General features: G+C 68.6%; 26 protein-coding genes. 10 read left to right on the forward strand and 16 right to left on the reverse strand.

Annotated features, from left to right (window positions below; genetic code table 11):
- Positions 1–8: 8 nt before the first annotated feature.
- From WA675_RS21550 to WA675_RS21600, 11 genes are all read right to left on the reverse strand, one after another.
- Positions 9–836 (reverse strand): hypothetical protein, encoded by an 828-nt coding sequence (locus tag WA675_RS21550; RefSeq protein WP_336086570.1) that lies wholly within the window; start codon positions 834–836, stop codon positions 9–11.
- Entirely contained in the window at positions 833–2,236 is a 1,404-nt protein-coding gene (locus WA675_RS21555) for an MlaD family protein (protein WP_336086572.1), read from the reverse strand. The genes WA675_RS21550 and WA675_RS21555 overlap by 4 nt, the downstream gene beginning before the upstream one ends.
- Positions 2,233–3,465, reverse strand: a complete 1,233-nt coding sequence (locus tag WA675_RS21560; RefSeq protein WP_336086716.1) for an MCE family protein — start codon at positions 3,463–3,465, stop codon at positions 2,233–2,235. Before WA675_RS21560 ends, WA675_RS21555 begins: the two co-directional genes overlap by 4 nt.
- Before the next feature lie 29 nt (positions 3,466–3,494).
- A complete protein-coding gene (locus WA675_RS21565; protein ID WP_336086574.1) occupies positions 3,495–4,763 on the reverse strand; it encodes an MCE family protein in 1,269 nt (422 codons plus the stop codon).
- On the reverse strand, positions 4,760–5,827 hold the full coding sequence (locus tag WA675_RS21570) for an MCE family protein (RefSeq protein ID WP_336086576.1): 1,068 nt from the start codon (positions 5,825–5,827) through the stop codon (positions 4,760–4,762). The genes WA675_RS21565 and WA675_RS21570 overlap by 4 nt, the downstream gene beginning before the upstream one ends.
- Positions 5,820–6,848 carry an MCE family protein gene (locus WA675_RS21575; RefSeq protein WP_336086578.1) on the reverse strand — a complete coding sequence of 343 codons (1,029 nt, stop codon included), beginning with the start codon at positions 6,846–6,848 and terminating at the stop codon, positions 5,820–5,822. Before WA675_RS21575 ends, WA675_RS21570 begins: the two co-directional genes overlap by 8 nt.
- Positions 6,845–8,044, reverse strand: a complete 1,200-nt coding sequence (locus WA675_RS21580) for an MCE family protein (RefSeq protein ID WP_336086580.1) — start codon at positions 8,042–8,044, stop codon at positions 6,845–6,847. The genes WA675_RS21575 and WA675_RS21580 overlap by 4 nt, the downstream gene beginning before the upstream one ends.
- A 4-nt stretch (positions 8,045–8,048) precedes the next feature.
- Positions 8,049–8,900 carry an MlaE family ABC transporter permease gene (locus tag WA675_RS21585; protein WP_336086583.1) on the reverse strand — a complete coding sequence of 284 codons (852 nt, stop codon included), beginning with the start codon at positions 8,898–8,900 and terminating at the stop codon, positions 8,049–8,051.
- Positions 8,901–8,905: 5 nt separating this feature from the next.
- A complete protein-coding gene (locus WA675_RS21590) occupies positions 8,906–9,670 on the reverse strand; it encodes an MlaE family ABC transporter permease (RefSeq protein ID WP_278264806.1) in 765 nt (254 codons plus the stop codon).
- A 324-nt stretch (positions 9,671–9,994) separates the two neighbouring features.
- Complete coding sequence (locus tag WA675_RS21595; RefSeq protein ID WP_336086586.1) at positions 9,995–10,897, reverse strand: 3-oxoacyl-ACP reductase; 903 nt, start codon at positions 10,895–10,897, stop codon at positions 9,995–9,997.
- Between the two features lie 43 nt (positions 10,898–10,940).
- A complete protein-coding gene (locus WA675_RS21600) occupies positions 10,941–11,129 on the reverse strand; it encodes a ferredoxin (RefSeq protein ID WP_019044780.1) in 189 nt (62 codons plus the stop codon).
- 188 nt (positions 11,130–11,317) lie between these two features.
- Here WA675_RS21600 and WA675_RS21605 point away from each other — a divergent pair, with 188 nt between their 5' ends.
- Both WA675_RS21605 and WA675_RS21610 read left to right on the forward strand, forming a co-directional pair.
- Positions 11,318–12,511 (forward strand): acyl-CoA dehydrogenase family protein, encoded by a 1,194-nt coding sequence (locus tag WA675_RS21605; protein ID WP_336086590.1) that lies wholly within the window; start codon positions 11,318–11,320, stop codon positions 12,509–12,511.
- A 23-nt stretch (positions 12,512–12,534) separates the two neighbouring features.
- Positions 12,535–13,629, forward strand: a complete 1,095-nt coding sequence (locus WA675_RS21610; RefSeq protein ID WP_336086592.1) for an acyl-CoA dehydrogenase family protein — start codon at positions 12,535–12,537, stop codon at positions 13,627–13,629.
- 70 nt (positions 13,630–13,699) lie between these two features.
- Here WA675_RS21610 and WA675_RS21615 read toward each other — a convergent pair whose 3' ends face one another.
- Positions 13,700–14,284 (reverse strand): TetR/AcrR family transcriptional regulator, encoded by a 585-nt coding sequence (locus WA675_RS21615; protein ID WP_336086594.1) that lies wholly within the window; start codon positions 14,282–14,284, stop codon positions 13,700–13,702.
- Between the two features lie 100 nt (positions 14,285–14,384).
- Here WA675_RS21615 and WA675_RS21620 point away from each other — a divergent pair, with 100 nt between their 5' ends.
- Positions 14,385–15,563 carry an FAD-dependent oxidoreductase gene (locus WA675_RS21620; protein ID WP_336086596.1) on the forward strand — a complete coding sequence of 393 codons (1,179 nt, stop codon included), beginning with the start codon at positions 14,385–14,387 and terminating at the stop codon, positions 15,561–15,563.
- 144 nt (positions 15,564–15,707) lie between these two features.
- On the opposite strand, the gene WA675_RS21625 is transcribed toward WA675_RS21620, so the two are convergent.
- Positions 15,708–17,351, reverse strand: coding sequence for an acyl-CoA synthetase (locus WA675_RS21625; RefSeq protein WP_336086598.1), 1,644 nt, complete (start codon positions 17,349–17,351; stop codon positions 15,708–15,710).
- A gap of 84 nt (positions 17,352–17,435) precedes the next feature.
- On the opposite strand from WA675_RS21625, the gene WA675_RS21630 reads away from it, so the two are divergent.
- Positions 17,436–18,218, forward strand: coding sequence for a crotonase/enoyl-CoA hydratase family protein (locus WA675_RS21630; RefSeq protein WP_336086600.1), 783 nt, complete (start codon positions 17,436–17,438; stop codon positions 18,216–18,218).
- A gap of 55 nt (positions 18,219–18,273) precedes the next feature.
- Here WA675_RS21630 and WA675_RS21635 read toward each other — a convergent pair whose 3' ends face one another.
- Positions 18,274–18,687 (reverse strand): VOC family protein, encoded by a 414-nt coding sequence (locus WA675_RS21635; protein ID WP_336086601.1) that lies wholly within the window; start codon positions 18,685–18,687, stop codon positions 18,274–18,276.
- A 132-nt stretch (positions 18,688–18,819) separates the two neighbouring features.
- Between WA675_RS21635 and WA675_RS21640 the strand changes: the two genes are divergently transcribed.
- Positions 18,820–19,818 carry a sigma-70 family RNA polymerase sigma factor gene (locus tag WA675_RS21640; protein WP_336086603.1) on the forward strand — a complete coding sequence of 333 codons (999 nt, stop codon included), beginning with the start codon at positions 18,820–18,822 and terminating at the stop codon, positions 19,816–19,818.
- Positions 19,819–19,828: 10 nt separating this feature from the next.
- Here WA675_RS21640 and WA675_RS21645 read toward each other — a convergent pair whose 3' ends face one another.
- Both WA675_RS21645 and WA675_RS21650 read right to left on the reverse strand, forming a co-directional pair.
- A complete protein-coding gene (locus WA675_RS21645; RefSeq protein WP_336086605.1) occupies positions 19,829–21,364 on the reverse strand; it encodes an acyl-CoA synthetase in 1,536 nt (511 codons plus the stop codon).
- 22 nt (positions 21,365–21,386) lie between these two features.
- Positions 21,387–22,424 carry an LLM class F420-dependent oxidoreductase gene (locus tag WA675_RS21650; RefSeq protein WP_336086607.1) on the reverse strand — a complete coding sequence of 346 codons (1,038 nt, stop codon included), beginning with the start codon at positions 22,422–22,424 and terminating at the stop codon, positions 21,387–21,389.
- Between the two features lie 59 nt (positions 22,425–22,483).
- On the opposite strand from WA675_RS21650, the gene WA675_RS21655 reads away from it, so the two are divergent.
- From WA675_RS21655 to WA675_RS21675, 5 genes are read left to right on the forward strand one after another with little or no spacing between them, the layout of a single operon-like run.
- Complete coding sequence (locus tag WA675_RS21655) at positions 22,484–23,455, forward strand: Zn-ribbon domain-containing OB-fold protein (RefSeq protein ID WP_336086609.1); 972 nt, start codon at positions 22,484–22,486, stop codon at positions 23,453–23,455.
- 8 nt (positions 23,456–23,463) lie between these two features.
- Positions 23,464–24,486, forward strand: a complete 1,023-nt coding sequence (locus tag WA675_RS21660) for a thiolase domain-containing protein (protein WP_336086611.1) — start codon at positions 23,464–23,466, stop codon at positions 24,484–24,486.
- The gene (locus tag WA675_RS21665) at positions 24,483–25,652 is read left to right on the forward strand and encodes a thiolase domain-containing protein (protein WP_336086613.1); all 1,170 of its coding nucleotides are present in this window, start codon (positions 24,483–24,485) and stop codon (positions 25,650–25,652) included. The genes WA675_RS21660 and WA675_RS21665 overlap by 4 nt, the downstream gene beginning before the upstream one ends.
- Positions 25,649–26,536, forward strand: a complete 888-nt coding sequence (locus WA675_RS21670; RefSeq protein ID WP_336086616.1) for a TIGR03619 family F420-dependent LLM class oxidoreductase — start codon at positions 25,649–25,651, stop codon at positions 26,534–26,536. The genes WA675_RS21665 and WA675_RS21670 overlap by 4 nt, the downstream gene beginning before the upstream one ends.
- Positions 26,536–26,958 (forward strand): nuclear transport factor 2 family protein, encoded by a 423-nt coding sequence (locus WA675_RS21675; RefSeq protein WP_336086618.1) that lies wholly within the window; start codon positions 26,536–26,538, stop codon positions 26,956–26,958. The genes WA675_RS21670 and WA675_RS21675 overlap by 1 nt, the downstream gene beginning before the upstream one ends.
- Positions 26,959–26,971: the final 13 nt, after the last annotated feature.

The following is a 26,971-nucleotide window of genomic DNA, read 5'->3' on the forward strand; positions in this document are numbered from 1 at the left end:
GAGAGGGGCTAACCGACGAACTCCACCTTCGACACGGTCATTCCGGAATCGGCGTTAGCCACGGTGACCCGGAAGCGGTACTGACGGGACTGCGGTTCGGGGGAACCGTTGTTGCTCACCATCTGCTTGGCGGCGACGAGTACCTGCGCGGATTCGTCGTCCGCGGTGACGATGCCCGACTCGACGACCTCGCCCGTGGAGACCACGTTGGCCTGCTTGACGATGTCCATGAACGGGTCGACGCGGCCGTCGAACTCGGTCTTGAAGTCGCCGGAGGCCACCGCGAGGATGCGGTCGATGTCCTCCTTGGCGGACTCGGCGCGGATGGTGGTCAGGTTGAGCACGGCCTGGCGGGCGGTCTCGGTGTACTGGGCGCGCAGGTCTTCGTCCTTGTTCACCGAGTAGGCGGTGAAGGCGGCGAAACCGGCGCCGACGACGAGGCCCAGCACGAGCAGGATGGCGGCGGCCAGGGTAAGGATGCGGCCGGTCGAGATCGAGGAGCCGGGCTCGGCGGGTTCGGTCGCGGAGTCGTTGTCGAGGCGCACGGTGTCGGTGTCGAGCCGCGCGGTGTCGGTGTCGAGCCGCGCGGTGTCGGTGTCGAGGCGCACCGAAGCGGCGGCGATCTTCGCCGTGGCCGCCTCGGTCGTCGCCGGAGCGTTGGCGAGCTTGTCCGTCTTGTCGACCACCGCCGTCGTCGCCGTGGCCTCCACGTCCGCGACCTGTGATGCGGTTTCGCTCTTACCGAGCGTGACCGTAGCGGCCGTGGCGTCCTCGACCGGGGGTCCGGCCGAGCGTGCGGCCCGCCTGCGCGGGCGGCGGTTGTCGTTGTCGTTCATCGTTGCTGCTCCTCCAACATCGCCTGCCAGCTGGCCGGGACCGTGCCCGAACCGTCCGTGGCGATATCACCTTGGCGGTAGGTACGTCCGTCGGTGCCCAGATAGCTGCCTGTCGACGGATCATAGGGGCGCGCTGCGGCGGGGGTCACACCACCCGTCGATGCGCCTGCCGGGGCCGAGGCCGGGGCGACCGGCTGAACCGGACCGAACGGCGGATTGTTGCCTTCCGGCACGAACCCGGTCCGGCACAGTTCGGGGGTGGGCGCCCGGCGGCCGGGGAACTCCATGCACGGGGTGTTGCGGATGCCGCGCACGGCGATGTTCGAGTCCTGGGGCACCTTGCAGTACAGCCCGGGCGGTGTGTCGACCGCGTTCAGCTCGCTGGGCTGGCGCCACTGATCGGCGGGCAGGAAGCCGGTGGTGCAGGCGGGCGGGTCGTTGAGCACGGTCATGAAGTCGACCATGACGCCGTACTGGATCGGCCCCCGGATCGCGGTGCGCAGCGCGGCGATCAACGGCGGGAAGACGACCAGAAGCTGTTCCACGCTGGCGTTGTACGTCACGCCGACCTGCCCGAGGCTCACCAGATTGCGAGCCAGGATGGGCAGCGTGGGGCGCAGGTCCTGGAACTGCTGGTTCACCGTCTCCATCGCGGAAGGGCTGTTGTTCAACAGGTTTCGCAGGGCGGGATCGTGCTCGCGCAGCGTATCGGTCACCGTGGCCAGATCCGCTGTCCAGGAACGGATGTCGTCGGCGGAGCGGGTCTGGGTGTCGAGGAGCGGGCCGATCTGGTCGAGCAGCTTCTTTGTCGGTTCGATGTCGTCCTCGGCCTGTTGGACCAGCAGGGCCGCGGAGTCGATGAATCGCTGCAGGTCGGGTCCGGCACCGTTGAAGGCGTGGAAAGCCTCGTCGATGACCTGCTTCAGGCGGGTGTCGGCGACGGTGGCCAGCAGCTTATCGGCCTGGTCGAGCATCGCGCCGACATCCTGGGGCAGGTGGGTGCGCTGCACCGGGATCACCGAGCCGTCGCGCAGATGCCCGTCGGCGGGCTGGTCGGTGGGCACCAGGTCGACGTACTGCTCGCCGATCGCCGAGACACTGCGCACCCACGCGCTCGAATCCTTGGGCACCTTGTAGTCGCTGTCGATCGATAGATCCGCCTCGACACCCTCCGGGGTAAGCCGCACCGCCTCGACCTTGCCGATGTTCTGGCCGCGGTAGGAGACATTGGCGGTGGGATAGAGCCCGCCGGTGGCGGCCAGTTGCACGGTGACCGCGTACCGGCCGATCCCGAACATCGCGGGCACCTGCAGGTAGGTACTGCCCATCACGACGAGACCGACCACGGTGAGCACCGCGAAGATCGCGAGCTGGGCTCGCACGAACCGGGTGAGTTTCATCGACCCGCCCCTTCCTGGCCGGGCAGCGGCGCGGTGATGCCGGGGATGGCGGGCAGACCTGGAATCGTGGGCAGCCCAGGCAGATTCAGAGCCGGTGCCGGAGCCGGTGCCGGGGCGAACGGCGCGGTGGCCGGGTCGGCGGCATCGGTGGCGGTCGTCGGCGCGAACGAACCGACGACACCCTCGACGCCACCGAAGCGTCCGCCGAGCGGGGTGCCGGTGAGCCAGTTGCTGTCCAGCCTGCTGCCGGTCAGGTCGAGGGTGATGAACAGGTTCATGTAGTCGCCCATGATGGCGTTGTCGATGTTCTTGATCGGGAACGGGAAGGTCGGCAGGATGCCCATCGCCTGGACGAGGTTCTGGCCGGTGTCGGCCAGGGTCTTCAGCACCGGGCCGAGGCTGCGCAGATTGGCGACCAGGTTGTCGCCGCTGGTCTTGATCAGCCGTTCGCTGACATCGCCGAGCTCACCGAGCGCGGTGATCGCGGCGGTGATGTTCGCCGACCGGTCGGCCAGCGCGGTCAGGGCGGGGTGGATCTGTTCGATCGCCTCGGCGATCACGTCCTTCTGCCCGGCGAGTTTGCCCGCGAGCTGGTCCAGGCCCTCCATGGCGGCGATGATGCTGCCGGTCTGGCGTTCCAGGCCGGTGGTCAGCTCGTTGAGTTGGGGCAGCAGGTCGGCGATCTCGTCCTCGCGGCCAACCAGCATCGCGTTCAGTTCTGTGGTGATGGTCTCGAGTTGCGCGATACCACCGCCGTTGAGCACCACCGACAACGAGGACAGCACCTGTTCGGTGGTCGGGTAAGCCCCGGCCCGATCCAGCGGGATGGTGTCGCCGCCGCGCAGTTGCCCGACCGGCTCGACCGTGGTCGGCGGGGACAGCTCGATGTGGTTGCTGCCGAGCAGGCTGGTCTGGCCGATCTTGGCGACCGCGTTGGCGGGCAGGTGCACCTCGGGGTTGAGCGAGACCGTCACCAGCGCGTGCCAGCCCTCGACCTCGATCCCGGTGACATTGCCGACCTCGACGTCGTCCACCCGTACCGGCGAATTCCGGGTCAGGGTGGTGACATTGGGCATCTGGATCCGCACGGTGTACGAGCCGGGTCCGCGTCCCTCCGAGCCCGGCATGGGCAGGGAGTTGAGCCCGTCGAACTGACAGCCGGTGGTGCCGAGCGCGACGGCGATGCCGACAGCCAGCCCGGCGAGAGTGCGTCGCCGCCGCTGACTCACGGCCGCCTCGATTCTGGACTGACTGATGTTCACCGCTGTCCTCCTGGAACGGCCAGACCGGCGAGTCCTTCGGGCACGGTGATCGGCGCGGCCGTGGGCGCCGGGGCCGAAGTCGGCTGGCCCGCGCCTTCGAGGCTCGGGTCGCTGTAGACCAGCTGGTCGGGGAAGGCGGTGACGCCGCTGGCCGGGTTGGTCATGATCGGCACGTAGTTCATCGCCAGGGAACTGATCACCGGCGCCAGGAACTCCGCGCACAGATCCGCGGACTTGTCGGAGTTGTTGTTCTCGAGTGCCCGGATGGACCCACACAGGAAGCTGAGTGGGTTGGCACTGTTGTTCAGCGCGATCGCGCCGGTGAGCGAGCCCTGGGCGGGCTTGTAGAGCTGATAGAAGTTGACCATCGCGGTCGGCCCGGAGTGCAGGACACGCTCGATCTCGGGCCGCTTGTCGACGAGGGTCTGGGTGACGTCGGCGAGCCGTTCGACGCCCTCGGTGAGTTCACCGCCGGTTCCCTCGAGGAACCGTTGCACATCCGCCAGCGCCACGTCCAGGCTGTCCAGCCCGGCACCGAGGTCTTCGGACGCACCGGCCAGCACCGACGACACCGACGCCAGCCGCCCACTGAACTGGACGATCTGCTCATTGCTCGCCGAGAGCACCTCGACGAACTTCTGCAGGTTGCGGATGGTGCCGAACAGGTCGGTGCGGCCGTCGGAGAGGGTGGTGAGGGTGGCCGACAGTTCGCGCAGGGTGTCGCGGAACTTCTGGCCGTTGCCGTCGAGGTTGTCGGCGGCGGTGTCGACGAAGCGGCCGAAGGAGCCCTGCTGGTCGTCGCCGACTGGGCCGAGTGCGGTGGAGAGCTTGGTGAGCTCGGCCTTGATCTCGTCCCACTCGACCGGCACCGCGGTGCGTTCGAGCGGAATCTGGGCGCCGTCGGCGAGTTTCGGGCCACCGGAGTAAGCGGGCGCGATCTGCACGAACCGGGCCGAGACCAGCGACGGCGCGATGATCACAGCACGCGCGTCGGCGGGCAGGGCGACGCCGCTGTCGATGCTCATGCGCACCTTCACCTGGCCCTTCCCTGGCTCGATGGAATCGATGCTGCCGACGGTCACGCCGAGCACCCGCACCTCGTCGCCCTCGTACAGGCCGGTGGTCGAGGTGAACGCGGCGGTCACGGTGTTCTTCCCGCCGCCGGTGACGAGGTAGACGCCGAGCGCGACCAGCGCGGCGACCACCACGACCGCCACCGCGATCGTCCAGCGCGGCAAGCCGCGCACCTGCTGGGTGATGCTCATCGCGGCGGATCCTCCTCGGCGGGAGCGATGTAGGGCGTTTTGGGGTTGGTGAAGATGTCGATGAGGTCTTGGGGCACCTGTTCGGGCCAGACCAGCGCGTCGACGAGCGGGCGCAGTTCGGTACTGCTCGCGTTCACCACGTAGGCGTTGAACCAGGGACCGTTGCCGACCTGCTCGCCGAGGGCGGCGGCGTAGGGGCCGAGACCATCGAGAGCGTCGCGCAGGTTCTGCTCGTTGCGCTGAAGCAGGCCGAGCACCGAATTCAGCCGGTCCAGGACGGGCTGCATCTGCGGTTCGTTGTCGGCGACCAGCCCCGACAGCTGCCTGGCGACATCGTCGACGTAGACGACGAGCTGGTTGATCGCGGCGCGGCGGCGGTCGAGCTCGCCGAGCAGTTCGTTGCCATCGAGCAGCAGGGTGTTGAGCTGCGTACTGCGGTCGGCGAGGATCTTGGTGACGTTCTGCGCCCTGGCCAGCAGATCGGTGAGCGCCTGATCACGGGTGTTGATGCTGCGCGAGAGCGCAGTGACGCCGTCGAGGGCGTTGCGCAGCGGGCCCGGGGTGTCGGCGAAAGCGGCGGAGAGGGTGTCGAGAGTCTGGTCGACCTGGTCCAGATCCAGATCACGCACCGTGCCACCGAGATCGCTGAGTGCCTCGTTGAGCGAGTACGGCGAGGTGGTGCGCTCGACCGGGATGGTGTCGCGGGTGCCGAGGGCGCCGGGGCCCGCGGGCACCACGTCCAGGGACTTGCGACCGAGCACCGTATTGGTCTTGATCGCGGCGGTCGTCTTCTCGCCCAGCACGATCGACTCGTCGAGGTCGAACTTCACCAGGACCTTGTCACCGTCGAGCGAGACCTGCCGCACCTCCCCCGAACGCACGCCAGCCACGTGCACGGGGTCGCCCGGGACGAGTCCACCCGCGTCGAGGAAGTTCGCGGTGAACGTCGCGCCGGAGCGGATAAAGGGCAGTTCGGTGAACTGCAGGGTGGCGAGCGAGATCGTCACCGCCAGCACGATGCCGACGATGCCGATCGTCGCCGCCGAGGATTTGTTCTCATTCATTGGGCGCGCACCTTCCGGTCGCCTGCAGACCCGGCGCGTGCACTTCCATCGGCTGACCGTCCGGGCCGGTGATCAGGAAGTTGGTACCGCAGATGTACAGCTGCAGGAACGAGCCGTAGGCGCCGATCCGGATGAGCTTCTTGTAGGTGTCGGGCAGCTTGCCGAGCACCCAGTCCAGGTGGTCGGAACCCTCGTCGAGGTTGGTGGCCAGGCGACCGGTCTGCTCGATGGTGTTGCGCAGATCGGGGCGGGCCGTGACCAGCAGGTCGTTGAGTTCCTGTGTCGCACCAGCGATCCGAGGCAGTGCGGCACCGATCGGGTCGCGCTGGGCGGACAGGTCGCTGACCAGGCGCTGCAATTCGTCGATGGTGGTGGCGAATTGGTCGCCGCGGTCATCGATGGTGGCCAGCACGGTGTTGAGGTTGTCGATGACACTGCCGATCAGCGCGTCGCGGTCGGAGAGGGTCTTGGCGAAGTTGCCGCCGCTGTTGAGCAGCGAGACCAGCGTGCCGCCCTGGCCCTGGAAGATCTGCAGCAGCGCGCCGGTCAGGTCGTTGACCTGCGCCGGATCGAGTCCGCGTAGCAGCGGCTTGAAGCCGCCGAGCAGCAGGTCCAGATCCAGTGCGGGAGAGGTCTGTTCGCGGCCGATGGTGTCGCCGTCGGAGAGCCGCCGGGCCGAGCCGGGGCCCTCCTGCAGTTCCAGATAGCGATCGCCGACCAGGTTCTCGTACTTGATCGCGGCCCGGGTGCTGGCCAGCACGGCGTACTTGCTGTCGACATCGAACTCCACGTGCGCGAAGTTGTCGTCGCCGACCTTCACCGAGGTCACCGAACCCACCGGCACACCCGCGATGCGCACCTTCGCCCCGGGCAGCATGCCCGAGGAGCTGGTGAAGACCGCGTTGTAGCCGGTCTCGCGGGAGAAGCGCGCCTGGCTCAACACGATCGCCAGGCCCGCGAACACCAGCGTCATCACTACGGTGAAGATCGCCAGCTTGACCGTAGTGCCTGTGTTCCTCACCGCGTCACTCCCGGCAGTCCGTCCAGCAGCAGCTGGAATACCTTTGGCGCCCCGTGGAAGTCGTGCTGAGTATTCGGCGTGTATACCGAACCCTCGCTGGTATCGGTCACCAGATAATCCGAGTGGCTGTTCGGCACCCGATCCACCACACCCTCACACCGCGGGCCGCCGGTCGCGTTCACCTTGGGCAGGTCGTTGGGGTAGGAGTACGGCTGGGCGCCGAGCATGAAGCTCGCGTTCATACCGACACCGGGCAGCCTGCCGCCCATCATCTCCTCGGCGATCGGCATCAGCGGGCCGAGGCCGTCGATGACACAGCCCAGCGCGGGCGCGTATTCGAACAGCAGGGCGGTCGTGGGCCGCAGCAGATCGAGCGCGGTCACCAGATCGTGCTCGTTCTCCCGCAGCACCGAACCCACCGTGTCGGACAGCCCGATGACATTCACCAGCACATTGTCGAGCTGGCCCTGCATCTCGGCGATGGTCTGCGAGGTGACCGTCGCATTGTCGACGGTGCGCAGCAGCGGGTCGGTGACTTCGCTGTAGAGGTCGGTCACCGCGGCGGTCTTGTCCAGGTCCGACTGCAACGTGGGCAGGTACGGGTTGAGTTCGCGCAGATAGCGATCCGAGCGGACGAGCAGGTCGCCCATCTTGTCGCCGCGGCCCTCGAGCGCGGTACCCAGCGCGGTCAGGGTGGCGTTGAGTTTCTCCGGTTCGACCTGGGCGAGCACGTCGGACAGGTGCTGGAACAGGGTGTTGAACTCGACGGTCACCGAGCTGGCGGCCACCGTGGAGCCCGGTGCGAGCGAGGTGGTGGCGGGCTGGTCGGGGACGATGAAGTTGACGTACTTGGCGCCGAAGACCGTGGTCGAGCGGATGTCGACGCCCGCGTTGGCGGGGACCAGCTTCAGCTGGTCGGGGTCGACCGCCAGCCGCAGCTGGGCGCCGTCGTCACGCAGGTCGATGTCGGTGACCCGGCCGATCTCGACGCCGCGCACCTTCACCTTGGCGTCGGGGTCGAGCACCAACCCGGTGCGCGGGGTATCGATCAGCACCACCGCGGTATTGGTGAACGCGCCCTGGAACAGGGCGATCGCGAGCGAGGCGCCGGCGACGAGCAGGCCGACCAGCGCGAGCGCGGCGAGCTTGCGCCCGAGCCCGCCCTGCAGTGCGGCAACGATCCGTGAGGTGTCCATCGCGCTATCCCGAGAGGTGGAAGTTGCCGGAGGTGCCGTAGATGGCCAGCGAGATCAGCAGGGTCACCGTGACCACCGCGACCAGCGAGGCGCGCACCGCATTACCTACCGCGATCCCCACGCCGACCGGACCGCCCGCGGCGGTGAAGCCGAAGTAGGTGTGGATCAGCATCACCGCCAGCGCCATCACGATCGCCTGCGCGAACGACCAGAGGATGTCGCTGGGAATCAGGAAGGTGGAGAAGTAGTGGTCGTAGACGCCCGCGGACTGGCCGTAGATGACCACGGTCGCGAAGCGGCTGGCGAGGAAGGAAGCGATCACCGCGAGCGCGTAGAGCGGCACGATCGCGATCATGCCCGCCAGCACCCGGGTGCCGACCAGGAACGGCACCGGCCGGATGGCCATCGATTCCAGCGCGTCGATCTCCTCGGCCACCCGCATCGCGCCCAGCTGGGCGGTCGCGCCCGCGCCGATGGTGGCGGCCAGGCCGATGCCGGAGATCACCGGGGCGGCGATGCGCACATTGATGAAGGCGGCGAAGAAGCCGGTCAGCGCCTCGACGCCGATATTGCCGAGCGAGCTGTAGCCCTGCACCGCGATGGTGCCACCGGCCATCAGCGTCAGGAACCCGACGATGACGACGGTGCCGCCGATGACGGCCAGCGCGCCACTGCCCATGCTGATCTCGGCGATCAGCCGGATGGTCTCGGTGCGGTAGTGCACCAGGGCGCGGGGCACCGAGGCGAGCGCCTTGACGAAGAAGATCGCCTTGTCGCCCAGCGAATCCACGGATTTCGAGGCCCGCTCGAAACGGCGGACCGTGCGCGGGAACTTACTACGAACAATGAATGCCATCGTGGTCACCGCACCGTGAATTTCAGGCCGATCGCGGTGACCACGACGTTCACCACGAAAAGGGCCATGAAGGCGAATACCACCGTTTGGTTCACCGCGTCACCGACACTCTTGGGCCCGCCTTTCACCTGCAATCCCAGATAGCAGGCGACCATTCCGGCGATCAGGCCGAACAGGCCCGCCTTGATCTCGGAGATGATCAGTTCGGGCAGATTCGTCAGCAGCGGAATGCCGTTGACGAACGCGCCGGGATTCACGCCCTGCAGAAAGACCGAGAAGGCGAAGCCGCCGACGATACCGACGGTGCACACCAGGCTGTTGAGCATCAGCGCCACGAACATCGAGGCGAGCACGCGCGGGACGACGAGCCGGGCGACCGGGTCGATGCCCAGCACCTTCATCGCGTCGATCTCCTCGCGGATGGTGCGCGCGCCCAGGTCGGCGCAGATCGCGGTGGCGCCCGCGCCCGCCACGATCAGCACCGTGACGATCGGCCCGACCTGGGTGACGGCGCCGAAGGCGGCGGCCGCACCGCTGAGGTCGGCGGCGCCGATCTCGCGCAACAGGATGTTGAGCGTGAACACGACCAGCACGGTGAACGGAATCGCCACCAGCAGTGTCGGCACGATGGAGACGCGGGCGACGAACCAGGACTGGTCGACGAATTCACGCCATTGGAAGGGTCGGCGGAAGGTGGCCCGAGCCACTTCCGCGCCGAGTTCGAAGAATCCGCCGACCGCCCGCAACGGGACAGCAAGGAGGTCGTTCATGCGGATTCCTCCTTGTTCGACGGGCGGGCCGAGAGGCCCGCGTACCCGTACTTCACCGCCACCCCGATCTGAAGACTGCCCAAAGACTAGAACACGTTCCCGCTAATGTCTGCCGTTTCAGAAGACTTAGAGCAGGACTTTTTCTCGCGTATCGGGACCAAAACTGAAACGAATGCTTATCGAACTCAACCGGCCTCCTGTGACTCGCCACACACCCCGACGCTCATGTCTACCAACAGCTGGACCGGCGTACAACTGCACAGAGGTCAATGTTTCGTCGCGGCACGCGGCGAGCCAACATCGGGCAAATCGCCGACGGGAAGATCAGCCCAGATCGCGTAGGGCGCGGGCCGAGAAGGTGTGGTCGGCGGGGCGCTCTGCGAAGTAGCCACCCAGGGTGGCGGCCAGATCGGCCGCGGACCACTCGGCGCCCGCCGCGTCGAAACGCTGCTCGACGGTCGGGGCGGCCATCAGGGCCACCATCGGGCCGTAGACGACGAACACCTGGCCGTTGACCGCGTCGGCCGCGGGCGAGGCGAGGTAGGCGACGAGCTTGGCCACATGCTCGGGGGCCAGCGGGTCGACGGTGCCCTCGGGCGCGGAGGCGAAGACCGCTTCGGTCATCGCGGTCCTGGCCCGCGGGCAGATTGCATTGGCGCGCACGCCGTAGCGCGCGAGGCCGCGGGCCGCGGTGAGCGTGAGGGCGGTGATGCCCGCCTTCGCCGCGCCGTAGTTGGCCTGGCCTTCCGGACCGAGCAGGCCCGCCTCCGAGGAGGTGTTGACCAGGCGGCCGTAGACCGGCTCGCCCGCGGCCTTGGCGGCCGCGCGCCAGTAGGCACCGGCATTGCGCGAGAGCAGGAAGTGCCCGCGCAGATGCACCGCGATCACCGCGTCCCAGTCCTCGTCGGACATGTTGAACAGCATGCGGTCGCGGGTGATACCCGCGTTGTTGACCACGATGTCGAGGCCGCCCAGCGATTCCTCGGCGGTCGCGATCAGCGCGTCGGCGGTGGACCGCTCGGCGATCGAGCCGCCGACGAACTCGGCCTTGCCGCCGAGCTCGCGAATCGCGGCGATGGTCTCGGCGGCGGCGTCCTCGGTGAGGTCGTTGACGACCACCGCCGCGCCCGCCGCGGCCAGCGCGAGGGCTTCGGCCCGGCCGAGACCGGCCCCGGCGCCGGTCACGATAGCGACCCGGCCCTCCAGTGAAGTCTGCATCACACTCATCGGGCCGACTTTAGAACGTGTTTCACTATCCGACAAGAGGCGATCACGCCAACCGCAGCGCGGCCTTGGGGCACTGCGCCACGGCTTCCTCCACGTCGGCGACGCGATCGTCGGCCACATCGCCCTCGAGCACGTGCAGGTTGTCGTCGTCATCGAGTTCAAACATGTCAGGGGCGATTCCGACACAGACGCCGTTCGCTTCGCACCGGTCGAAATCGACGATGATCTTCATGAGAGCTTCCTTCCACGCGGTCTCGGCGACACTAACCCAGACAGTGGGCACCGCGGAGCGGAACGGCCGCCGAATCACTGTCAATACTGGAACATGTTCCAGTTGATATGCAATGATCGGTTTCGGCGGGGCTCATCCCCTGCGTCCCGCCACCCACTGTTTGGCCGCGAGAGACCGAGGTAGCAACGATGCGCGTCGCGTATACGCCGCAGCAGGAAGAACTCCGCGCCGAGCTGCGCGAGTATTTCGGCACGCTGATGACGCCGGAGCGGCGCAAGGCGCTGAGCCTGCAGACCGGCGAGTACGGCGAAGGTGACGTCTACCGCGAGGTCGTGCGGCAGATGGGCCGCGACGGCTGGCTCACGCTGAGCTGGCCGAAGGAGTACGGCGGCCAGGACCGCACCACGATGGATCAGCTGATCTTCGTCGAGGAAGCCGCCATCGCCGGCGCCCCGGTCCCGTTCCTCACGCTGAACTCGGTCGCGCCGACGATCATGCAGTACGGCACCGAGGAGCAGAAGAAGTTCTTCCTGCCCAAGATCGCCTCGGGTGAGCTGCATTTCGCCATCGGCTACTCCGAGCCGGGCGCGGGCACCGACCTGGCCTCGCTGCGCACCTCGGCCGTGCGCGACGGCGACGACTTCGTGATCAACGGCCAGAAGATGTGGACCAGCCTCATCGCCTACGCCGACTACATCTGGCTCGCCGTGCGCACCGACCCCTCGGCCAAGAAGCACAAGGGCATCACGATGTTCATCGTGCCCACCGATACCGCGGGCTTCTCCTGGACGCCGGTGCACACCATGGCCGGGCCTGACACCTCCGCCACCTACTACCAGGACGTGCGGGTGCCCGCCTCGGCGATGGTCGGCCCGGAGAACGGCGGCTGGTCGCTGATCACCAATCAGCTCAATCACGAGCGCGTCGCGCTCACCTCGGCGGGCCCGCTCTCGCTGGCGGTGAACCAGACCGTGGAGTGGGCCAAGCAGACCACCGGTCCCGACGGCAAGCGCGTCATCGACCAGGAATGGGTGCGGCTGAATCTGGCCCGCGTCTACGCCAAGGTCGAATACCTCAAGCTGCTGAACTGGGAGATCGCCAGCCGCGCCGATCAGGGCGGCGAGGCGGCACCCAAGCCGTGGGACGCCTCGGCCTGCAAGATCTACGGCACCGAGCTGTCGACCGAGGCGTATCGCCTGCTGATGGAGGTCGTCGGCGCGCACGGCTACCTGCGCCAGGACTCCCCCGGCGCCGCGATGCTGGGCAGGCTGGAGCGGATGCACCGGGCCGCGCTGATCCTCACCTTCGGCGGCGGCACCAACGAGGTGCAGCGCGACATCATCGCCATGACCGCCCTGCGCCAGCCCGCCTCCGCCCGCTGATCGACGAAAGCCGGTATCCCCTCATGGATTTCACTCCCACCGAAGCCCAGCTCGATCTCGCCCGGCTGACCGGCGAGATCTGCGCCAAGCTGGTCACCGCCGACCGCCTGCGCGAACTCGACACCGCGGGCCGCTTCGACGAGCAACTGTGGAAGGCCCTCGCCGACGCGGGCGTGCTGGCCGCGGCGCTCCCGGAAGACCTGGGCGGCAGCGATTTCGGCGCGCTGGAACAGACCGCGATCCTGCGGGAACTCGGCAAGGCCGCGGCCGCGGTGCCCGCGCTGTGGTCGGTGGTCGTCACCGCCGACGCGCTGGCCCGGTTCGGTGACGCGGATCAGCGCGCGCTGGCCGCCCGCGCGGGCACCGGCGAGATCGTGCTCACCGCCGCGCTGGCCGAGCCGCTGCGCGCGACCACCGACGCACCCGGAATCGTCGCCACCGAGGGCGACGGCTGGACCGTCACCGGTACCGCGACCACCGTCCCCTTCGCCGATCGTGCCGCGCGAATCCTGGTGCCCGCCACCGTGTCCGGTCAGCCCGCGGTGTTCGTGGTCGACCCCGAGCACGCCTCGGTGACCCGCACCGCCCAGCAGGTCGTCGACCTGGCTCCGGAGTTCCTCGTCGAATTCGCCGATACCCCGGCGCGACTGCTCGGCACCCTCGACACCGGCGCCGAGGTGCTCACCCGGTTGCGCGAGCATGCCTGGCTCGGCCTGTCGGCCCTGCAGCTCGGCACGCTCGAGCGGGCGCTGGAACTCACCGCCGAGCACACCCGCACCCGCGAGCAGTTCGGCAAGCCACTCGGCTCGTTCCAGGCTGTCGCCCAGCGCCTTTCGGACGCCTACATCGAGATCGGCGGCCTGCGCCTGGCCGTCACCCAGGCCGCCTGGCGGATCACCGAGGGCCTGCCCGCCACCGAGGCCGTGCACATCGCCAAATTCTGGGCGGCCGAGGCGGGCCACAAGGTCGCGCACACCGTCATCCACGTGCACGGCGGCCTGGGCATCGACCGCGACCACATCGTGCACAACTACTTCACCGCCGCCAAGCACCACGAATTCGCCCTCGGCGGCGCCACCCCCCACCTCCTCGCCCTCGGCGCGGAACTGGCGGGCTGACCCGACTCACCCCGCCCAGCGCCCGTGCCGGTTGCCTTCCCTACGCATCCGGCACGGGCGCTGTCCGCGTTCAGAGTGGAGCGGGCGGGGTCGAGGTGAGGTAGCGCTGGAGGGTCGGGGCGATGTCGGCGACGAGGTCGTCGGGGCGCATCTCGACGACCGGGGGTAGGCGCAGGATGTAGCGGCACAGGGCGATGCCGAGGAGCTGGGTGACGATGAGGCCGCCGCGGCGGGGGGCGTCGGCCGGGTCGCCGACGCGCAGAACGGCGGGCAGGACCTGTTCGGCGAAGATGACGCGGAAGCGGTCGGCGACGGAGTCGTCGGTGATCGAGGAGCGCAGCAGGATCAGCAGGACCGTGTTCTCGCGGCCCTCCCAGATGGCCAGGAAGCGGCGGACCAGGGTCTCGCCCAGGGCGTCCGGGGGCGCGGCGGCGAGGTCGGGCAGGTCGAGGTCGATCGCCACGGCCGCCGCGAACAGGCCGTCCTTGCTGCCGAAATATCGCATCACCATGGACGGGTCGATCTCGGCGTCGGCGGCGATGGCGCGAATGGTGGCCTTGGCGTAGCCGTCGACGGCGAAGCGCGCGCGGGCCGCGTCGAGGATGACGGCTTTGGTGGCGTCGGAGCGACGCACCGGAGGGTTCGGCGTCTTCATGCCAACAAGTGTAGGCCAACAACTGTTGACTTGCCGCCACCGGCGGGTCTACCGTTATGCCTACAAGCGTTGGCAAACAAGCGTTGACCAGGAGTCGCAGATGTCCGCCACCCAGCTCCCCGCCTTCACCTCCGTCGTCATCGTCGGCGCGGGCCCTGCCGGGCTCACCGCCGCGATCGTGCTCGCCGAGGCCGGTATCGACCATGTCCTCATCGACCGGCTCGGCGAGGGCGCGAACACCTCGCGTGCCGCCGTGGTGCATGCCAGGACCCTCGAAGTTCTCGCGGAACTGGGCTTGGCGGACGAGCTCGTCGCGCGCGGTATCAAGGTGCCCACCTTCAAGATCCATGACGGCCCGAAGACCCTGGCCACCATCGGATTCGGCGACCTGCCGACCGAATTCCCCTACACGCTGATGATTCCGCAGGATGTCACCGAGGCGGTCCTGCTCGAGCGCCTGCACCGGGCGGGCGGCACGGTCCACCGGCCCTGCACGGTGACCGGGCTGACCGACGAGGACGGCGGCGTCACCGTCGAATACACCGATGCCGACGGCACTCCGGGCACCATCACCGCCGCGTATGTGATCGGCGCCGACGGGATGCACAGTGTGGTGCGCGAGCAGGCGGGCATCGGGTTCACCGGCGACACCTACCCGGCCTCGTTCGTCCTGGCCGACGTGCGGATGAGCTGGCCCACTCCGCGTACCGAAGTGTCCCTGCATCTTTCGCCCGAGGGTGTCACCGTGGTGGCTCCGCTGCCCGATCCCGCGCAGGAGCGCTACCGCGTGGTCGCCACCGTGGACGACGCTCCCGAACGCCCGTCACGCACCGACATCCAGCGGCTGCTCGACGCCCGCGGCCCCGGCGGCGAGGTCCGGGTCGACGAGGTGCTGTGGAGCTCGCGCTTCCGCGTGCACCACCGCGTGGCCGAGCGGTACCGCGCGGGTCGCGTCCTGCTCGCGGGCGACGCCGCGCATGTGCACAGCCCGGCGGGCGGTCAGGGTATGAACACCGGCATCCAGGACGCCGCCGCGCTCGCGGGCCTGCTGGCGAAAGTGGTCGCGGGCGAGCCGGATTCGCTGCTCGACAGCTACGAGACCATCCGCAGGCCGATCGCCTTGGACGTCGTCGCCTTCACCGACCGCATGACCCGCATGGCCACCCTGCGCTCGGCACCGGCCCGCACCGCGCGCAACACCGCCCTGCGCCTGCTCACCAGCATCCCCGCCGTCCGCAACACACTCGCCACCCGCCTCGCCGAACTCACCACCCGCTAGCGGGCCGATCACCGCGCTCTGGTGGCGCCCGAGTGGCCAGGGGCGTGGCGGCCCGAACGACGCGCCACCTCGTCCAGCCATTCCATCCGAGCAGGAACGCGAATCGGCCCGCCCGGGGTGCCGGGCGGGCCGAGTCGTGGCGAGTTACGCGGAGCCCGCGTCGGCGTGCTCGTCGGCGGGGCGCTCGTCGGTTTGCGCCTTGGCCCAACGGTAGTCGGGCTTACCGGCGGGCGAGCGCTTGATCTCGTCGACGAACCACAGGCTGCGTGGCTGCTTGTACGAGGCGATCTCCTGAGCGAGCACCGGCTTCAGCTCGGCCAGGCTCGGGCGCTTGCCGTCGCGACACTGCACCACGGCGACCACGCGCTGACCCCAGCGCGCGTCCTCCACACCGACCACGAGCGCGTCGAAGATGTCCGGATGCGCCTTGAGCGCGCCCTCGACCTCTTCGGGGTAGATCTTCTCGCCGCCGCTGTTGATGCTCACCGAGCCACGGCCGAGCATGGTGACGGTGCCGTCCTCCTCTACGCGCGCGTAGTCGCCGGGGATCGCGTAGCGGACCCCGTTGAACTCCTTGAACGTCGCGGCCGACTTGACCTCGTCCTTGTAGTAGCCCAGCGGGATGTGGCCGCTGCGCGCGAGCAGGCCGATCACGCCCGAGCCGGGCTCGACCGGATTGCCCTGCTCGTCGAGCACCTGGGTGGCCGCGTCGATCTTCACCCGGGGGCCACCGGTGTGCGTGGCGCCCTTGGCGACCAGTGACAGGCCGCCGAAGCCGGTCTCCGAGGAACCGATGGAATCGGAGATCATCCGGTTGGGCAGCAGCTCCAGGAACTTGTCCTTGAGCGGCGGCGAGAACAGCGCCGCGCTGCTGGCCAGCACGTACAGCGTCGAGAGGTCGTAGGGCTCCCCGGTTTCCGGGTTGCCCTCGTCGAGCGCGTCGAGCATCGGCCGGGCCATGGCGTCACCGGTGATGAAGATCAGGTTGATGCCGTGCTTGTCGACGGCCTGCCAGACCGCGTGCCCGCTGAACTCGGGGATCATCACGGCCTTGCCGCCGCCGAAGAGGCTGTGGAAGGTGGCCCACTGCGAGCCGCCGTGGATCATCGGCGGGATCGGGAAGCGCACCATCTGCGGGTTGGCCGCGCCGACCTTGGCCAGCTCCCACTCGTCCTTGACGTATTCGCCGGTGACGAAGTTGATGCCCGCGCCGAGCACCCGCCACACGTCCTCGTGCCGCCACATCACGCCCTTGGGCAGGCCGGTGGTGCCGCCGGTGTAGAGCATGTAGATGTCGTCGGGCGAGCGTTCGCCGAAGTCACGCTCGCCCGAGGAGGCGGCCAGCGCGGCTTCGTACTCGACGGTGTCCGGCGGGGTCGGGGCATCGGTGCCGTCATCGACGACGACCAGCGTCTTCAGGCCGGGCACCTTGGCCCGCACGGCTTCGACCTTGTCCGCGTAGCGGCGCTCGTAGATGAGCGCGGCCATGTCGGAGTTGTCGAAGATGTGCAGTAACTCGTTCTCGACGTAGCGGTAGTTGACGTTGATCATCACCGCCCGCGCCTTGAAGATGGCGACCATCGCTTCGACGGCCTCGACGGTGTTACGGGAGTAGATTCCGACTTTGTCGCCGGGACGCACACCCTGTTCTTGCAGGTAGTGGGCCAGCTTGTTGGCCCGCTCCTCCAGTTCGGCATAGGTCGACTCACGATGCTCGCCGACCAGCACGATCCGGTCGGGCATCAGGTCGACGGCGTGTTCGACGAGATCGGCTATGTTGTAGCTCACAAAGTCAAAAATAGAACGTGTTACTGTTTCTGACAAGGTTTCGGCGAGACTCGCTCGCGAGTCTCGGAAGTCAGGAGAATTCGGATGGCCCACTGCCTGGTCGAGAAGCGCGACCATGTCCTCATCGTGACCATGAACCGGCCGGAGGCGCGCAACGCCCTCTCGGGCGAGATGATGGCGATCATGCGCGACGCCTGGGACCAGGTCGACAGCGATCCCGAGATCCGCGTCGCCATCCTGACCGGCGCCGGAGGCGCGTTCTGCGCGGGCGCCGACCTCAAGGCGATGACCGCCCAGCACCCCGGCGACTCCTTCAAGGGCGGCGGCTGGGACCTGTCCCGCATCGACGCCCTGCTCAAGGGCCGCAGGCTCACCAAGCCGCTCATCGCGGCCGTGGAGGGCCCGGCCATCGCGGGCGGCACCGAGATCCTGCAGGCCACCGATATCCGGGTGGCGGGCGAGAGCGCGAAATTCGGTGTCTCCGAGCCGCGCTGGGGCCTGTTCCCGCTCGGCGGCTCGGCGGTGCGCCTCCCCCGCCAGATCCCGGCCACCGTGGCCGCCGATCTGCTGCTGACCGGCCGCCACATCAAGGCCGCCGAGGCCAAGGAGATCGGCCTGATCGGTCACGTCGTCCCGGACGGCACCGCTCTGGACAAGGCGCTGGAACTGGCCGAGATGATCTCCGCCAACGGCCCGCTGGCCGTGCAGGCGATCCTCAAGACCATCCGCGACACCGAGGGCATGCACGAGAACGACGCCTTCAAGGTCGACGCCGAACTGGGCGCCGCCGTCTTCAAGTCCGCCGACGCCAAGGAAGGCCCCAAGGCCTTCGCCGAGAAGCGCAAGCCCACGTTCACCGGCTCCTGAACGGCCGCGAGGGCGCCGGGCTGTCCGCCCTGCGCCCTCGTCGACAAGGGGAAACTCAGCCCGGGTAGTTCATGAAGAACGGCTCCCACTGGTGCCCGTCCGGGTCGATGAACGTGCGGCCGTGCATGCCGACCTGGGCCTCCTGCGCGCGCTTGTCCTCGTTGACCTCCTCCTTGGCGCCCGCGGCCACGGCGGCGTCGGTGAGCACGTCGACCTCCTCGGCGCTGGCCAGCGACAGGGCGTAGCCCGCGGCGGTCTGGTTGACGGTGTCGGCGATCGGGCGCTTGCTGAAGGTCGAGAAGAAGTCCTTGGTCAGCAGCATCAGGCAGATGTTGTCGTCGATGACGATGCACGACGCGTTCTGATCGGTGAAATCCTCGTTCACCTTCCAGCCCAGCGCCTCGTAGAAGCTCTTGGAGCGGTCGAGGTCGGCGACGGGGAGGTTGATGAAGATCATCTTGCTGCTCATGGGTATCGGCCTTTCGGGCGTCGTTGCGGTCTCGAACATGTAGACGCGGCGCCCGCGCGGGATTCATCGGTCGGCGGCGAAATCGTTTTCGCCCCTGTCGGGTGTCGGACCCCTGTGGCATGGTGAGGAACTATGACCGACGCCACAACCGCGACCACCGGCCCGGACCCCGCCGTCCTCGCCGAATTCGAATCCCACCGGCGCGAGTTGTGCGCGTACGCCTACCGCATGCTCGGCTCGTCCTTCGAGGCCGAGGACGCCGTCCAGGAGACCTTCACCCGCGCCTGGCGCTCCTACGATTCCTTCGAGGGACGCGCGAGTCTGCGCTCGTGGCTGTACAAGATCGCCACCAATATCTGTCTGGACATGCTCGACCGGCCACAGAGCCGGGCCAGACCGATGGACCTCAACGGGCCGGGGCGCCCGGATTCCCCGCTGCCGCCCCCGCAGCCCGATTACGTGTGGATCGAGCCCATCCCCAACGGCCTGGCCTTCGGCGCCGACCCGGCCGAACACGCCTCCACCAAGGACACCCTGCGCCTGGCGTTCGTGGCCGCCTGTCAGCATCTGCCCGCCACCCAGCGCGCGATCCTGATCATGCGCGAGGTGCTGCGCTTCTCCGCGAGCGAGACCGCCGAGGCGCTGATGATGTCGCCCGCGTCGGTGAACTCCGCGCTGCAGCGGGCCAGGGCGACCATGTCGAAGGTGCAGCCCGCGGTCACCGACGGGTTCGACGAGACCGACCCCGATCAGCGCAAGCTCGTCGACGATTTCGTGCAGGCCTTCGAGGCCTACGACATGGACGCGCTCACCACCCTGCTCAAAGCCGATGTGGCGCTGTCGATGCCGCCGTTCGAGCTGTGGATCTCCGGGCCGGAGAACGTGGCCGCGTTCATGCTCGGCACCGGCAGCGCGTGCCGCGATTCGCGGATGGTGCCGCTGGCGGGCGCGAACGGGCTGCCCGCCTTCGGGCACTACAAGCCGAGCGAGGAGCCCGGCGTCTGGGTGCCGTGGTCGATCACGGTGCTCGAGCTCGACGGCGGCACCATCGCCGGGCTCAACTTCTTCCTCGACACCGATCGGCTGTTCCCGCTGTTCGGCCTCGCGCCGGAGCTGCGCGAGGCCGTCTAGCGGCGCCCGCTCAGAGCAGGCGGCGCTTGTACAGCTTGCCGTTGGGGTCGCGCGGCAGCTCCGCACGGTATTCCACCGTGCGGGGCAGCTTGTACTTGGCGAGCTGTCCGGCGGCGAATTCGGTGAGCTCGGCGGTGAGCGCGTCGTCGCCCTCGGTGCCCTCGACGGGCTGCACGAACGCCTTCACCTGCTGGCCCCAATCCGGGTCGGGCACACCGAGCACCGCCACGTCGGCCACCTTCGGGTGGCTCATCAGCACGCCCTCGATCTCGGCCGGGTAGATGTTGACGCCACCGGACAGGATCAGGTCCGAGCGGCGGTCGCACAGGTAGAGGTAGCCGTCCTCGTCGAGGTAGCCGATGTCGCCGACGGTGAACAGGTCACCGACGCGCGCCTCCTCGGTCTTCTCCTTGGCGTGGTGGTACTCGAAGCTGGAGGCGCCCATCTTCATGTAGACCATGCCCTCCTTGCCCGCGGGCAGTTCGGAGCCGTCGGTCTCGTCGAGGATCTTGATCACCGACCACGGCCATGCCTTGCCCACCGAACCGGGCTTGCGCAGCCACTCGGCCCCGTTGATCACCGTGCCGCCGCCCTCGGTGGCCGCGTAGTACTCGGTGACGACCGGGCCCCACCAGTCGAGCATCTGCCGTTTGGTCTGCTGCGGGCACGGCGCGGCGCCGTGCACCATGCTGCGCAGCGAGGACACGTCGTAGCGGGCGCGCACGTCCTCGGGCAGGGCCAGCAGGCGGTGGAACTGGGTGGGCACCATGTGGCTGTGGGTCACCTTGTGCCGCTCGATCAGGGCGAGCATGTCCTCGGCGTCCCAGCGGTCCATCAGCACCAGCTTGTGGCCGAGCTGGATGGAGATGGTCGAGAAGTTGAGCACGGCGGTGTGATAGAGCGGCGAGCCGCAGATGTGCACGTGATCGTCGTAGGGGGCCAGTTCGAACAGGCCGAAGAACGACTTGTTCGGCGCCGGAACCACATCGGGATCGGCCCCGGTGAGCGGGCGGCGCACGCCCTTGGGGCGGCCGGTGGTGCCCGAGGTGTAGAGCATCGGGGCGCCCACCGAGCGCTCGTCCGGGCGGCCGGTGTCGGCGGCGCCCAGCCACGACACCGGCCGGAAGCCGGGCACCATACCCACGGCGAAGCGCGCGTCGGCGGACAGTTCGGCCAGGTCGGCGGCCTCGGCGGCGGTCGCGGCGAAGCGCTCGCTGGCCAGGAAGGCCGAGGCCTCGCTGTCACCGAGGATGTAGGCGATCTCCGGCGCGGTGAGATGCCAGTTCACCGCGACGATGTAGAGCCCGGCCTGGTAGGCGGCGAAGTACGCGGCGATGGCCTCGACGCCGTTGTGCAGCATGCTGACGACGACGTCCCCGGTCCGCAAGCCGATCCCGCGTAGCCCATTGGCGTAGCGGTTGGCCAGGGTGGCCAATTCTCGATAGCTGATCTCGGTGCCGTCCGGGTCGACGACGGCGATCCGCTCGGGATCGGCCGCGGCGATATTCCACAGTCCGAGGACTTCCGTTGTCTGCTGGCTGCTCATCTCATCGAATTTAGAACGCGTTCTACCGTTCTACAAGGGGTGCGATGCGACGCAGTTGATCCGCGTCGGAAACCGAGATCAGCATCATGGTCACCCCGGCGTCCTCCCATTCCTTCAGCCGGGCCCGGACGTGCGCCTCGTCGCCGAAGATGGCGGTGTCGGTGATCAGCTCGTCGGGCACCGCGGCGGCGGCCTCGGCCTTGCGGCCCGCCTGGAACAGCGCCGTGATCTCGTCGACCTCGGCGGCGTAGCCCATCCGCTTGTACACCTGGGCGTGGAAGTTCAGCTCGGGCGCGCCCATGCCGCCGATGTAGAGCGAGGTGACCCAGCGCATCCGCTCGATCTCACCCGCCGGATCGTCGGTGACGACCACCTGCGCGCTCGCCGCGATCTCGAAATCGGCCCGGCTACGCCGTGCGCCCGGCCGCGCGAAGCCCTCGTCGAGCCACTCGTTGTACATCCCGGCCAGGCGCGGGGCGTAGTAGATCGCCAGCCAGCCGTCGGCGATCTCGGCGGTCTGGGCGACGTTCTTCGGGCCCTCCGCGCCCAGCCAGATCGGCAGATCCGCGCGCAGTGGGTGCACGATCGGCTTGAGCGGCTTGCCCAGTCCGGTGGCGCCCGGACCGGTGTAGGGCAGCCCGTAGTGCTTGCCGTCGGAGGTCACCGGCGCCTCGCGCGCGAGGATCTTGCGCACGATGTCGACGTACTCCCTGGTGCGCCGCAGCGGCTGCGCGAACGGCTGGCCGTACCAGCCCTCCACCACCTGCGGGCCGGAGACCCCGAGACCGAGGATGGCCCGGCCGCCGCTGAGATGGTCCAGCGTGAGCGCGTGCATGGCGGTGGCGGCGGGCGTGCGCGCCGACATCTGCGCCACCGAGGTGCCCAGCCGCACCCGCTCGGTGCGCGAGCCCCACCAGGCCAGCGGCGCGAACGCGTCCGAGCCCCAGGACTCCGCCGCGAACACCGCGTCGAAGCCCGTCTCCTCGGCGGCGACCATCAGCTCACCGACGTTCTCGGGCGGCCGCGCACCCCAGTAACCGAGTTGCAGTCCGAATTTCATGAGGGCGCCCTTTCGGCGAATCCTTGCGAGCAGAATAAGAACCTGTTCTACTCGACATTGTGACCCAGGGGAATACCGCAGTGGAAGTATTGAGTGCACCCCTGAGGGTGCGATTCGACTACACCAGGTCCGTCGGACCCATCATCGGCGCTTTTCTGACCGGACTGCGCGAACGCCGCATACTCGGCGTCCGCGGCAGTGACGGCCGCGTCCTCGTGCCGCCCGCCGAATACGACCCGGCGACCTCGGCCCCGCTGGCCGAGCTCGTCGAGGTCGCGGCGACCGGCACCGTGACGTCGTGGACGTGGGTTCCCGAGCCGTTGCCGGGCCAGCCGTTCGACCGGCCCTTCGCGTGGGCGCTGATCCAGCTCGACGGTGCCGACACCGCCCTGCTGCACGCGCTCGACGTGTCCGATCCGAGCCAGGTGCACACCGGCCTGCGGGTCCGCGCCCACTGGGCCGCCGAACCCACCGGCACCATCCACGACATCGCCTACTTCGAACCCGGCGAGACCGCCGAAGCCGCGACACCATCCGGCGAGACCGCCGAACCCATCTCCATGCTGACCACCCCGGTGGACCTGAACTACAAGCACACCGCCTCTCCCCAGGAGAGCATCTACCTGCGCGGACTCGCCGAGGGCAAGCTCATCGGCGGCCGCTCCGAGGCGGGCGGGCGGGTCTACTTCCCGCCGCGCGGCGCCAACCCGACCGACGGCACCCCGACCAACGACCTGGTCGAGCTGCCGGACAAGGGCACCGTCACCACCTTCTGCATCGTCAATGTGCCGTTCCTCGGCCAGCGGATCAAGCCGCCCTACGTGGCGGCCTATGTGCTGCTCGACGGTGCCGACATCCCGTTCCTGCACCTGGTCCTCGGTTGCGACGCGAGCGAGGTCCGGATGGGCATGCGGGTGGAGGCGGTGTGGAAACCCCGCGAGGAATGGGGCCACGGCATGGCCAATATCGACCACTTCCGGCCGAGCGGTGAGCCCGACGCGCCGTACGAGTCCTACCAGCACCACCTCTGAGAGGCGACGTGACTACACCCGAAATCGCGGTGGTGGGCTTCGCTCACGCACCGCATGTACCGGAGACCTTCGGCACCACCAATGGCGTCGAGATGCTGGTCCCGTGCTTCCAGCAGCTCTACGCGGACCTGAACATCACCAAGTCCGATATCGACTTCTGGTGCTCGGGATCCTCGGATTACCTGGCGGGCCGGGCCTTCTCGTTCATCTCCGCGGTGGACGCGATCGGTGCCGTGCCGCCGATCAACGAGTCGCACGTGGAGATGGACGCCGCCTGGGCGCTCTACGAGGCGTGGGTGAAGCTGCTGTCCGGCCAGGCCGAGACCGCGCTGGTCTACGGCTTCGGCAAGTCCTCGGCGGCGGCGAACATCCAGCAGGTGCTGACCCTGCAGCTCGACCCGTATCTGGTCGCCCCGCTGTGGCCGGACGCCGTCTCGATCGCGGGCTTGCAGGCGCGCGCCGGGCTGGACGCGGGCCGCTGGACCGAGCAGGAGATGGCCGCCGTCGCAGGCGGTGACATCGAATCCCTGCTCGCCGCACCGTATGTGGCCGATCCGCTGCGCGCCCACGACATCGCGCCGGTCACCGACGGTGCCGCGGCCATCGTGCTCGCGGTCGGTGACCGGGCCCGCGAACTGTGCGAGCGGCCCGCCTGGATCACCGGAATCGCGCACAACATCGACGCCCAGGCGCTGGGTGGTCGCGACCTCACCCGCGCCCCTTCCGCCACCGCGGCCGCCGCGGCGGCGACCAAGGGCGACAACAGCTTCGACCTGGCCGAACTGCACGCGCCGTTCAGCCATCAGCAGCTGATCCTGGCCGAGGCGATCGGCCTGTCCGCCGACACCCCGATCAACCCGTCCGGCGGCGCTTTGGCGGGCAACCCGATGTTCGCGGCGGGCCTGGAACGCATCGGCAACGCCGCCACGGCCATCATCTCCGGCTCCGCGAACCGGACCCTCGCTCACGCGACCAGCGGCCCCGCGCTGCAGCAGAACCTGGTCGCCGTTCTGGAATCGGAGGCACGATGAGCTTCCCCGCCGCGGTGCTCGGCACCGGCCAAACTCATCACGTGACAAAACGGTCCGATGTCTCGATGGCAGGCATGTGCCGCGAGGCGATCGATCGCGCGCTCGCCGACGCGGGCCTGACGATCGCCGAGATCGACGCCGTCGTCGTCGGCAAGGCGCCGGACTACTTCGAGGGCGTCATGATGCCCGAGCTGTATATGGCCGAGGCGCTCGGCGCGGCGGGCAAACCGCTGCTGCGGGTGCACACGGCAGGCTCCGTCGGCGGCTCGACCGGTATCGTGGCCGCCAATCTGGTGCAGGCGGGCGTGCACGGCAAAGTCCTGGCGATCGCCTGGGAGAAGCAGTCGGAGTCGAATGCCATGTGGGCGTTGTCGATTCCGGTGCCCTTCACCATGCCGGTCGGCGCGGGCGCGGGCGGCTACTTCGCCCCGCACGTGCGCTCCTACATCCGCCGCTCCAACGCGCCCATGCACATCGGTGCCATGGTCGCGGTGAAGGACCGGCGCAACGGCGCGAAGAACCCGCTCGCGCATCTGCACCAGCCCGACATCACCGTCGAATCGGTGCTGGCCTCGCAGATGCTGTGGGACCCGATCCGCTTCGACGAGACCTGCCCGTCCTCCGACGGCGCCTGCGCGGTGGTGATCGGCGATGCCGAGGCCGCCGCGGCGGTCGAGGCGCAGGGCAAGCAGGTCGCCTGGGTGCACGGCACCGCCATGCGCACCGAGCCGACCACCTTCTCCGGCCGTGACCAGGTGAATCCGCAGGCCGGTCGCGACGCGGCCGCCGCGCTGTGGAAGTCGGCCGGGATCACCGATCCGCTCGAGGAGATCGACGTCGCCGAGATCTACGTGCCGTTCTCCTGGTTCGAGCCGATGTGGCTGGAGAACCTGGGCTTCGCCGCCGAGGGCGAGGGCTGGAAGCTCACCGACAAGGGCGAGACCGAGATCGGTGGCCGCATCCCGGTGAACCCCTCCGGCGGCGTGCTCTCCTCCAACCCGATCGGCGCCTCCGGCCTGATCCGCTTCGCCGAGGCGGCCAAACAGGTGATGGGCCGGGCGGGTGACTACCAGGTCGACAACGCCAAGAAGGCCATGGGCCACGCGTACGGCGGTGGTTCCCAGTACTTCTCGATGTGGGTCGTCGGAAGCGAGCGTCCGTCATGAAATTCACCGTCGGCGTCGCGCTGAGCCCGCTGGACCAGCTCACCGAGCTGGCCAAGACCGCCGAGGAATGCGGATTCACCTCCATCGGCCTGCCCGACTCGCTGTTCTATATGAAGTCGCAGGCCGCCGACTACCCCTATACCCCCGACGGCAGCCGCTTCTGGGGTCCGGAGACGCCGTGGGTCGACCCGCTGATCGCCGCGGCGTCCATGGCCGCGGTGACCACCGACCTGCGCTTCTACACCAATGTCCTCAAGCTGGGCTCGCGCAATCCGCTGCTGCTGGCCCGCCAGGTGGGCTCGATCGCCAATATGTCGAACAACCGCTTCGGCTTCGGCGTCGGGATCGGCTGGGCGCCCGAGGAATTCGAGTGGTGCGGGGTGCCCTACGAGCGGCGCGGCGCCCGCGTCGACGAGATGATCGAGGTGATCAAGCTCGTCCTCGACGGCGGCATGGTCGAATTCCACGGCGAGTTCTACGATTTCGACTCGCTGCAGATGAGCCCCGCGCCCAGTCAGCCGGTGCCGTTCTACGTCGGCGGGCACACCGGCCCGGCCCTGCGCCGGGCGGCCCGCATCGGTGACGGCTGGACCTCGGCCATGATGAAGTTCGAACAGTTGCAGACCACCATCGCGACACTCACCGAACTGCGCGCCGAATACGGCCGCACCGAGGTGCCCTTCGAGATCCAGGCCGTGTGCATCGACCGCTTCGGCCGCCGCGGCTACCAGGAGCTGGCCGACGCGGGCGTCACCGACACCATCGTGGTGCCCTGGATGATGGACGGCATCGGCTTCGACGGCGAGCTCGCCGCCAAGCAGGACTCGCTGCGCCGCTTCGCCGAGAAGTACATCGCCGATCCCATCGTGGCGGAGGTGCCCTGATGAGCGAGACCACCGTGGACCGTTCCGCCCGCGCCGCGGGCCTGGCCTCCCAGGCCGCGGTGCGCGCCAAGGACAAGGACGCCTGGGTCGCCCTGTTCGCCGCCGACGGCATCGTCGAGGACCCGGTCGGCCCTTCGGGTTTCGACCCCGAGGGCGTCGGCCATCGCGGCCACGCCGCGATCGGGGCGTTCTGGGACAAGGCCATCGCGCTGACCGACTCGATCGAGTTCCTGTTCGAGGACTCCTTCGCCTGCGGCGACGAGATCGCCTTCACCGGCCTGATCCGCACCACCATGGCGGGTCATGTCATCGACGCCGAGGGCGTGTTCACCTACAAGGTGGACGCCGACGGCAAGATCGCCGCCCTGCGCGCGTTCTGGGAAGTGGAGCGCGCGATGGGTACCACCCGCGCCGTGTCCTGACCCATCGACGAGA

The sequence above is a fragment of the Nocardia sp. SSK8 genome (assembly GCF_037034205.1).
Taxonomy (GTDB): domain Bacteria; phylum Actinomycetota; class Actinomycetes; order Mycobacteriales; family Mycobacteriaceae; genus Nocardia.

What these genes read in the sequence shown, in the direction of transcription:
- WA675_RS21550 (WP_336086570.1), bottom strand. Translation starts at nt 836, where the DNA reads ATGAACGACAACGACAACCGCCGCCCGCGCAGGCGGGCCGCACGCTCG.
- WA675_RS21555 (WP_336086572.1), bottom strand. Translation starts at nt 2,236, where the DNA reads ATGAAACTCACCCGGTTCGTGCGAGCCCAGCTCGCGATCTTCGCGGTG.
- WA675_RS21565 (WP_336086574.1), bottom strand. Translation starts at nt 4,763, where the DNA reads ATGAGCATCACCCAGCAGGTGCGCGGCTTGCCGCGCTGGACGATCGCG.
- WA675_RS21570 (WP_336086576.1), bottom strand. Translation starts at nt 5,827, where the DNA reads ATGAATGAGAACAAATCCTCGGCGGCGACGATCGGCATCGTCGGCATC.
- WA675_RS21580 (WP_336086580.1), bottom strand. Translation starts at nt 8,044, where the DNA reads ATGGACACCTCACGGATCGTTGCCGCACTGCAGGGCGGGCTCGGGCGC.
- WA675_RS21585 (WP_336086583.1), bottom strand. Translation starts at nt 8,900, where the DNA reads ATGGCATTCATTGTTCGTAGTAAGTTCCCGCGCACGGTCCGCCGTTTC.
- WA675_RS21590 (WP_278264806.1), bottom strand. Translation starts at nt 9,670, where the DNA reads ATGAACGACCTCCTTGCTGTCCCGTTGCGGGCGGTCGGCGGATTCTTC.
- WA675_RS21595 (WP_336086586.1), bottom strand. Translation starts at nt 10,897, where the DNA reads ATGAGTGTGATGCAGACTTCACTGGAGGGCCGGGTCGCTATCGTGACC.
- WA675_RS21600 (WP_019044780.1), bottom strand. Translation starts at nt 11,129, where the DNA reads ATGAAGATCATCGTCGATTTCGACCGGTGCGAAGCGAACGGCGTCTGT.
- WA675_RS21605 (WP_336086590.1), top strand. Translation starts at nt 11,318, where the DNA reads ATGCGCGTCGCGTATACGCCGCAGCAGGAAGAACTCCGCGCCGAGCTG.
- WA675_RS21610 (WP_336086592.1), top strand. Translation starts at nt 12,535, where the DNA reads ATGGATTTCACTCCCACCGAAGCCCAGCTCGATCTCGCCCGGCTGACC.
- WA675_RS21615 (WP_336086594.1), bottom strand. Translation starts at nt 14,284, where the DNA reads ATGAAGACGCCGAACCCTCCGGTGCGTCGCTCCGACGCCACCAAAGCC.
- WA675_RS21620 (WP_336086596.1), top strand. Translation starts at nt 14,385, where the DNA reads ATGTCCGCCACCCAGCTCCCCGCCTTCACCTCCGTCGTCATCGTCGGC.
- WA675_RS21630 (WP_336086600.1), top strand. Translation starts at nt 17,436, where the DNA reads ATGGCCCACTGCCTGGTCGAGAAGCGCGACCATGTCCTCATCGTGACC.
- WA675_RS21635 (WP_336086601.1), bottom strand. Translation starts at nt 18,687, where the DNA reads ATGAGCAGCAAGATGATCTTCATCAACCTCCCCGTCGCCGACCTCGAC.
- WA675_RS21640 (WP_336086603.1), top strand. Translation starts at nt 18,820, where the DNA reads ATGACCGACGCCACAACCGCGACCACCGGCCCGGACCCCGCCGTCCTC.
- WA675_RS21645 (WP_336086605.1), bottom strand. Translation starts at nt 21,364, where the DNA reads ATGAGCAGCCAGCAGACAACGGAAGTCCTCGGACTGTGGAATATCGCC.
- WA675_RS21650 (WP_336086607.1), bottom strand. Translation starts at nt 22,424, where the DNA reads ATGAAATTCGGACTGCAACTCGGTTACTGGGGTGCGCGGCCGCCCGAG.
- WA675_RS21665 (WP_336086613.1), top strand. Translation starts at nt 24,483, where the DNA reads ATGAGCTTCCCCGCCGCGGTGCTCGGCACCGGCCAAACTCATCACGTG.
- WA675_RS21670 (WP_336086616.1), top strand. Translation starts at nt 25,649, where the DNA reads ATGAAATTCACCGTCGGCGTCGCGCTGAGCCCGCTGGACCAGCTCACC.
- WA675_RS21675 (WP_336086618.1), top strand. Translation starts at nt 26,536, where the DNA reads ATGAGCGAGACCACCGTGGACCGTTCCGCCCGCGCCGCGGGCCTGGCC.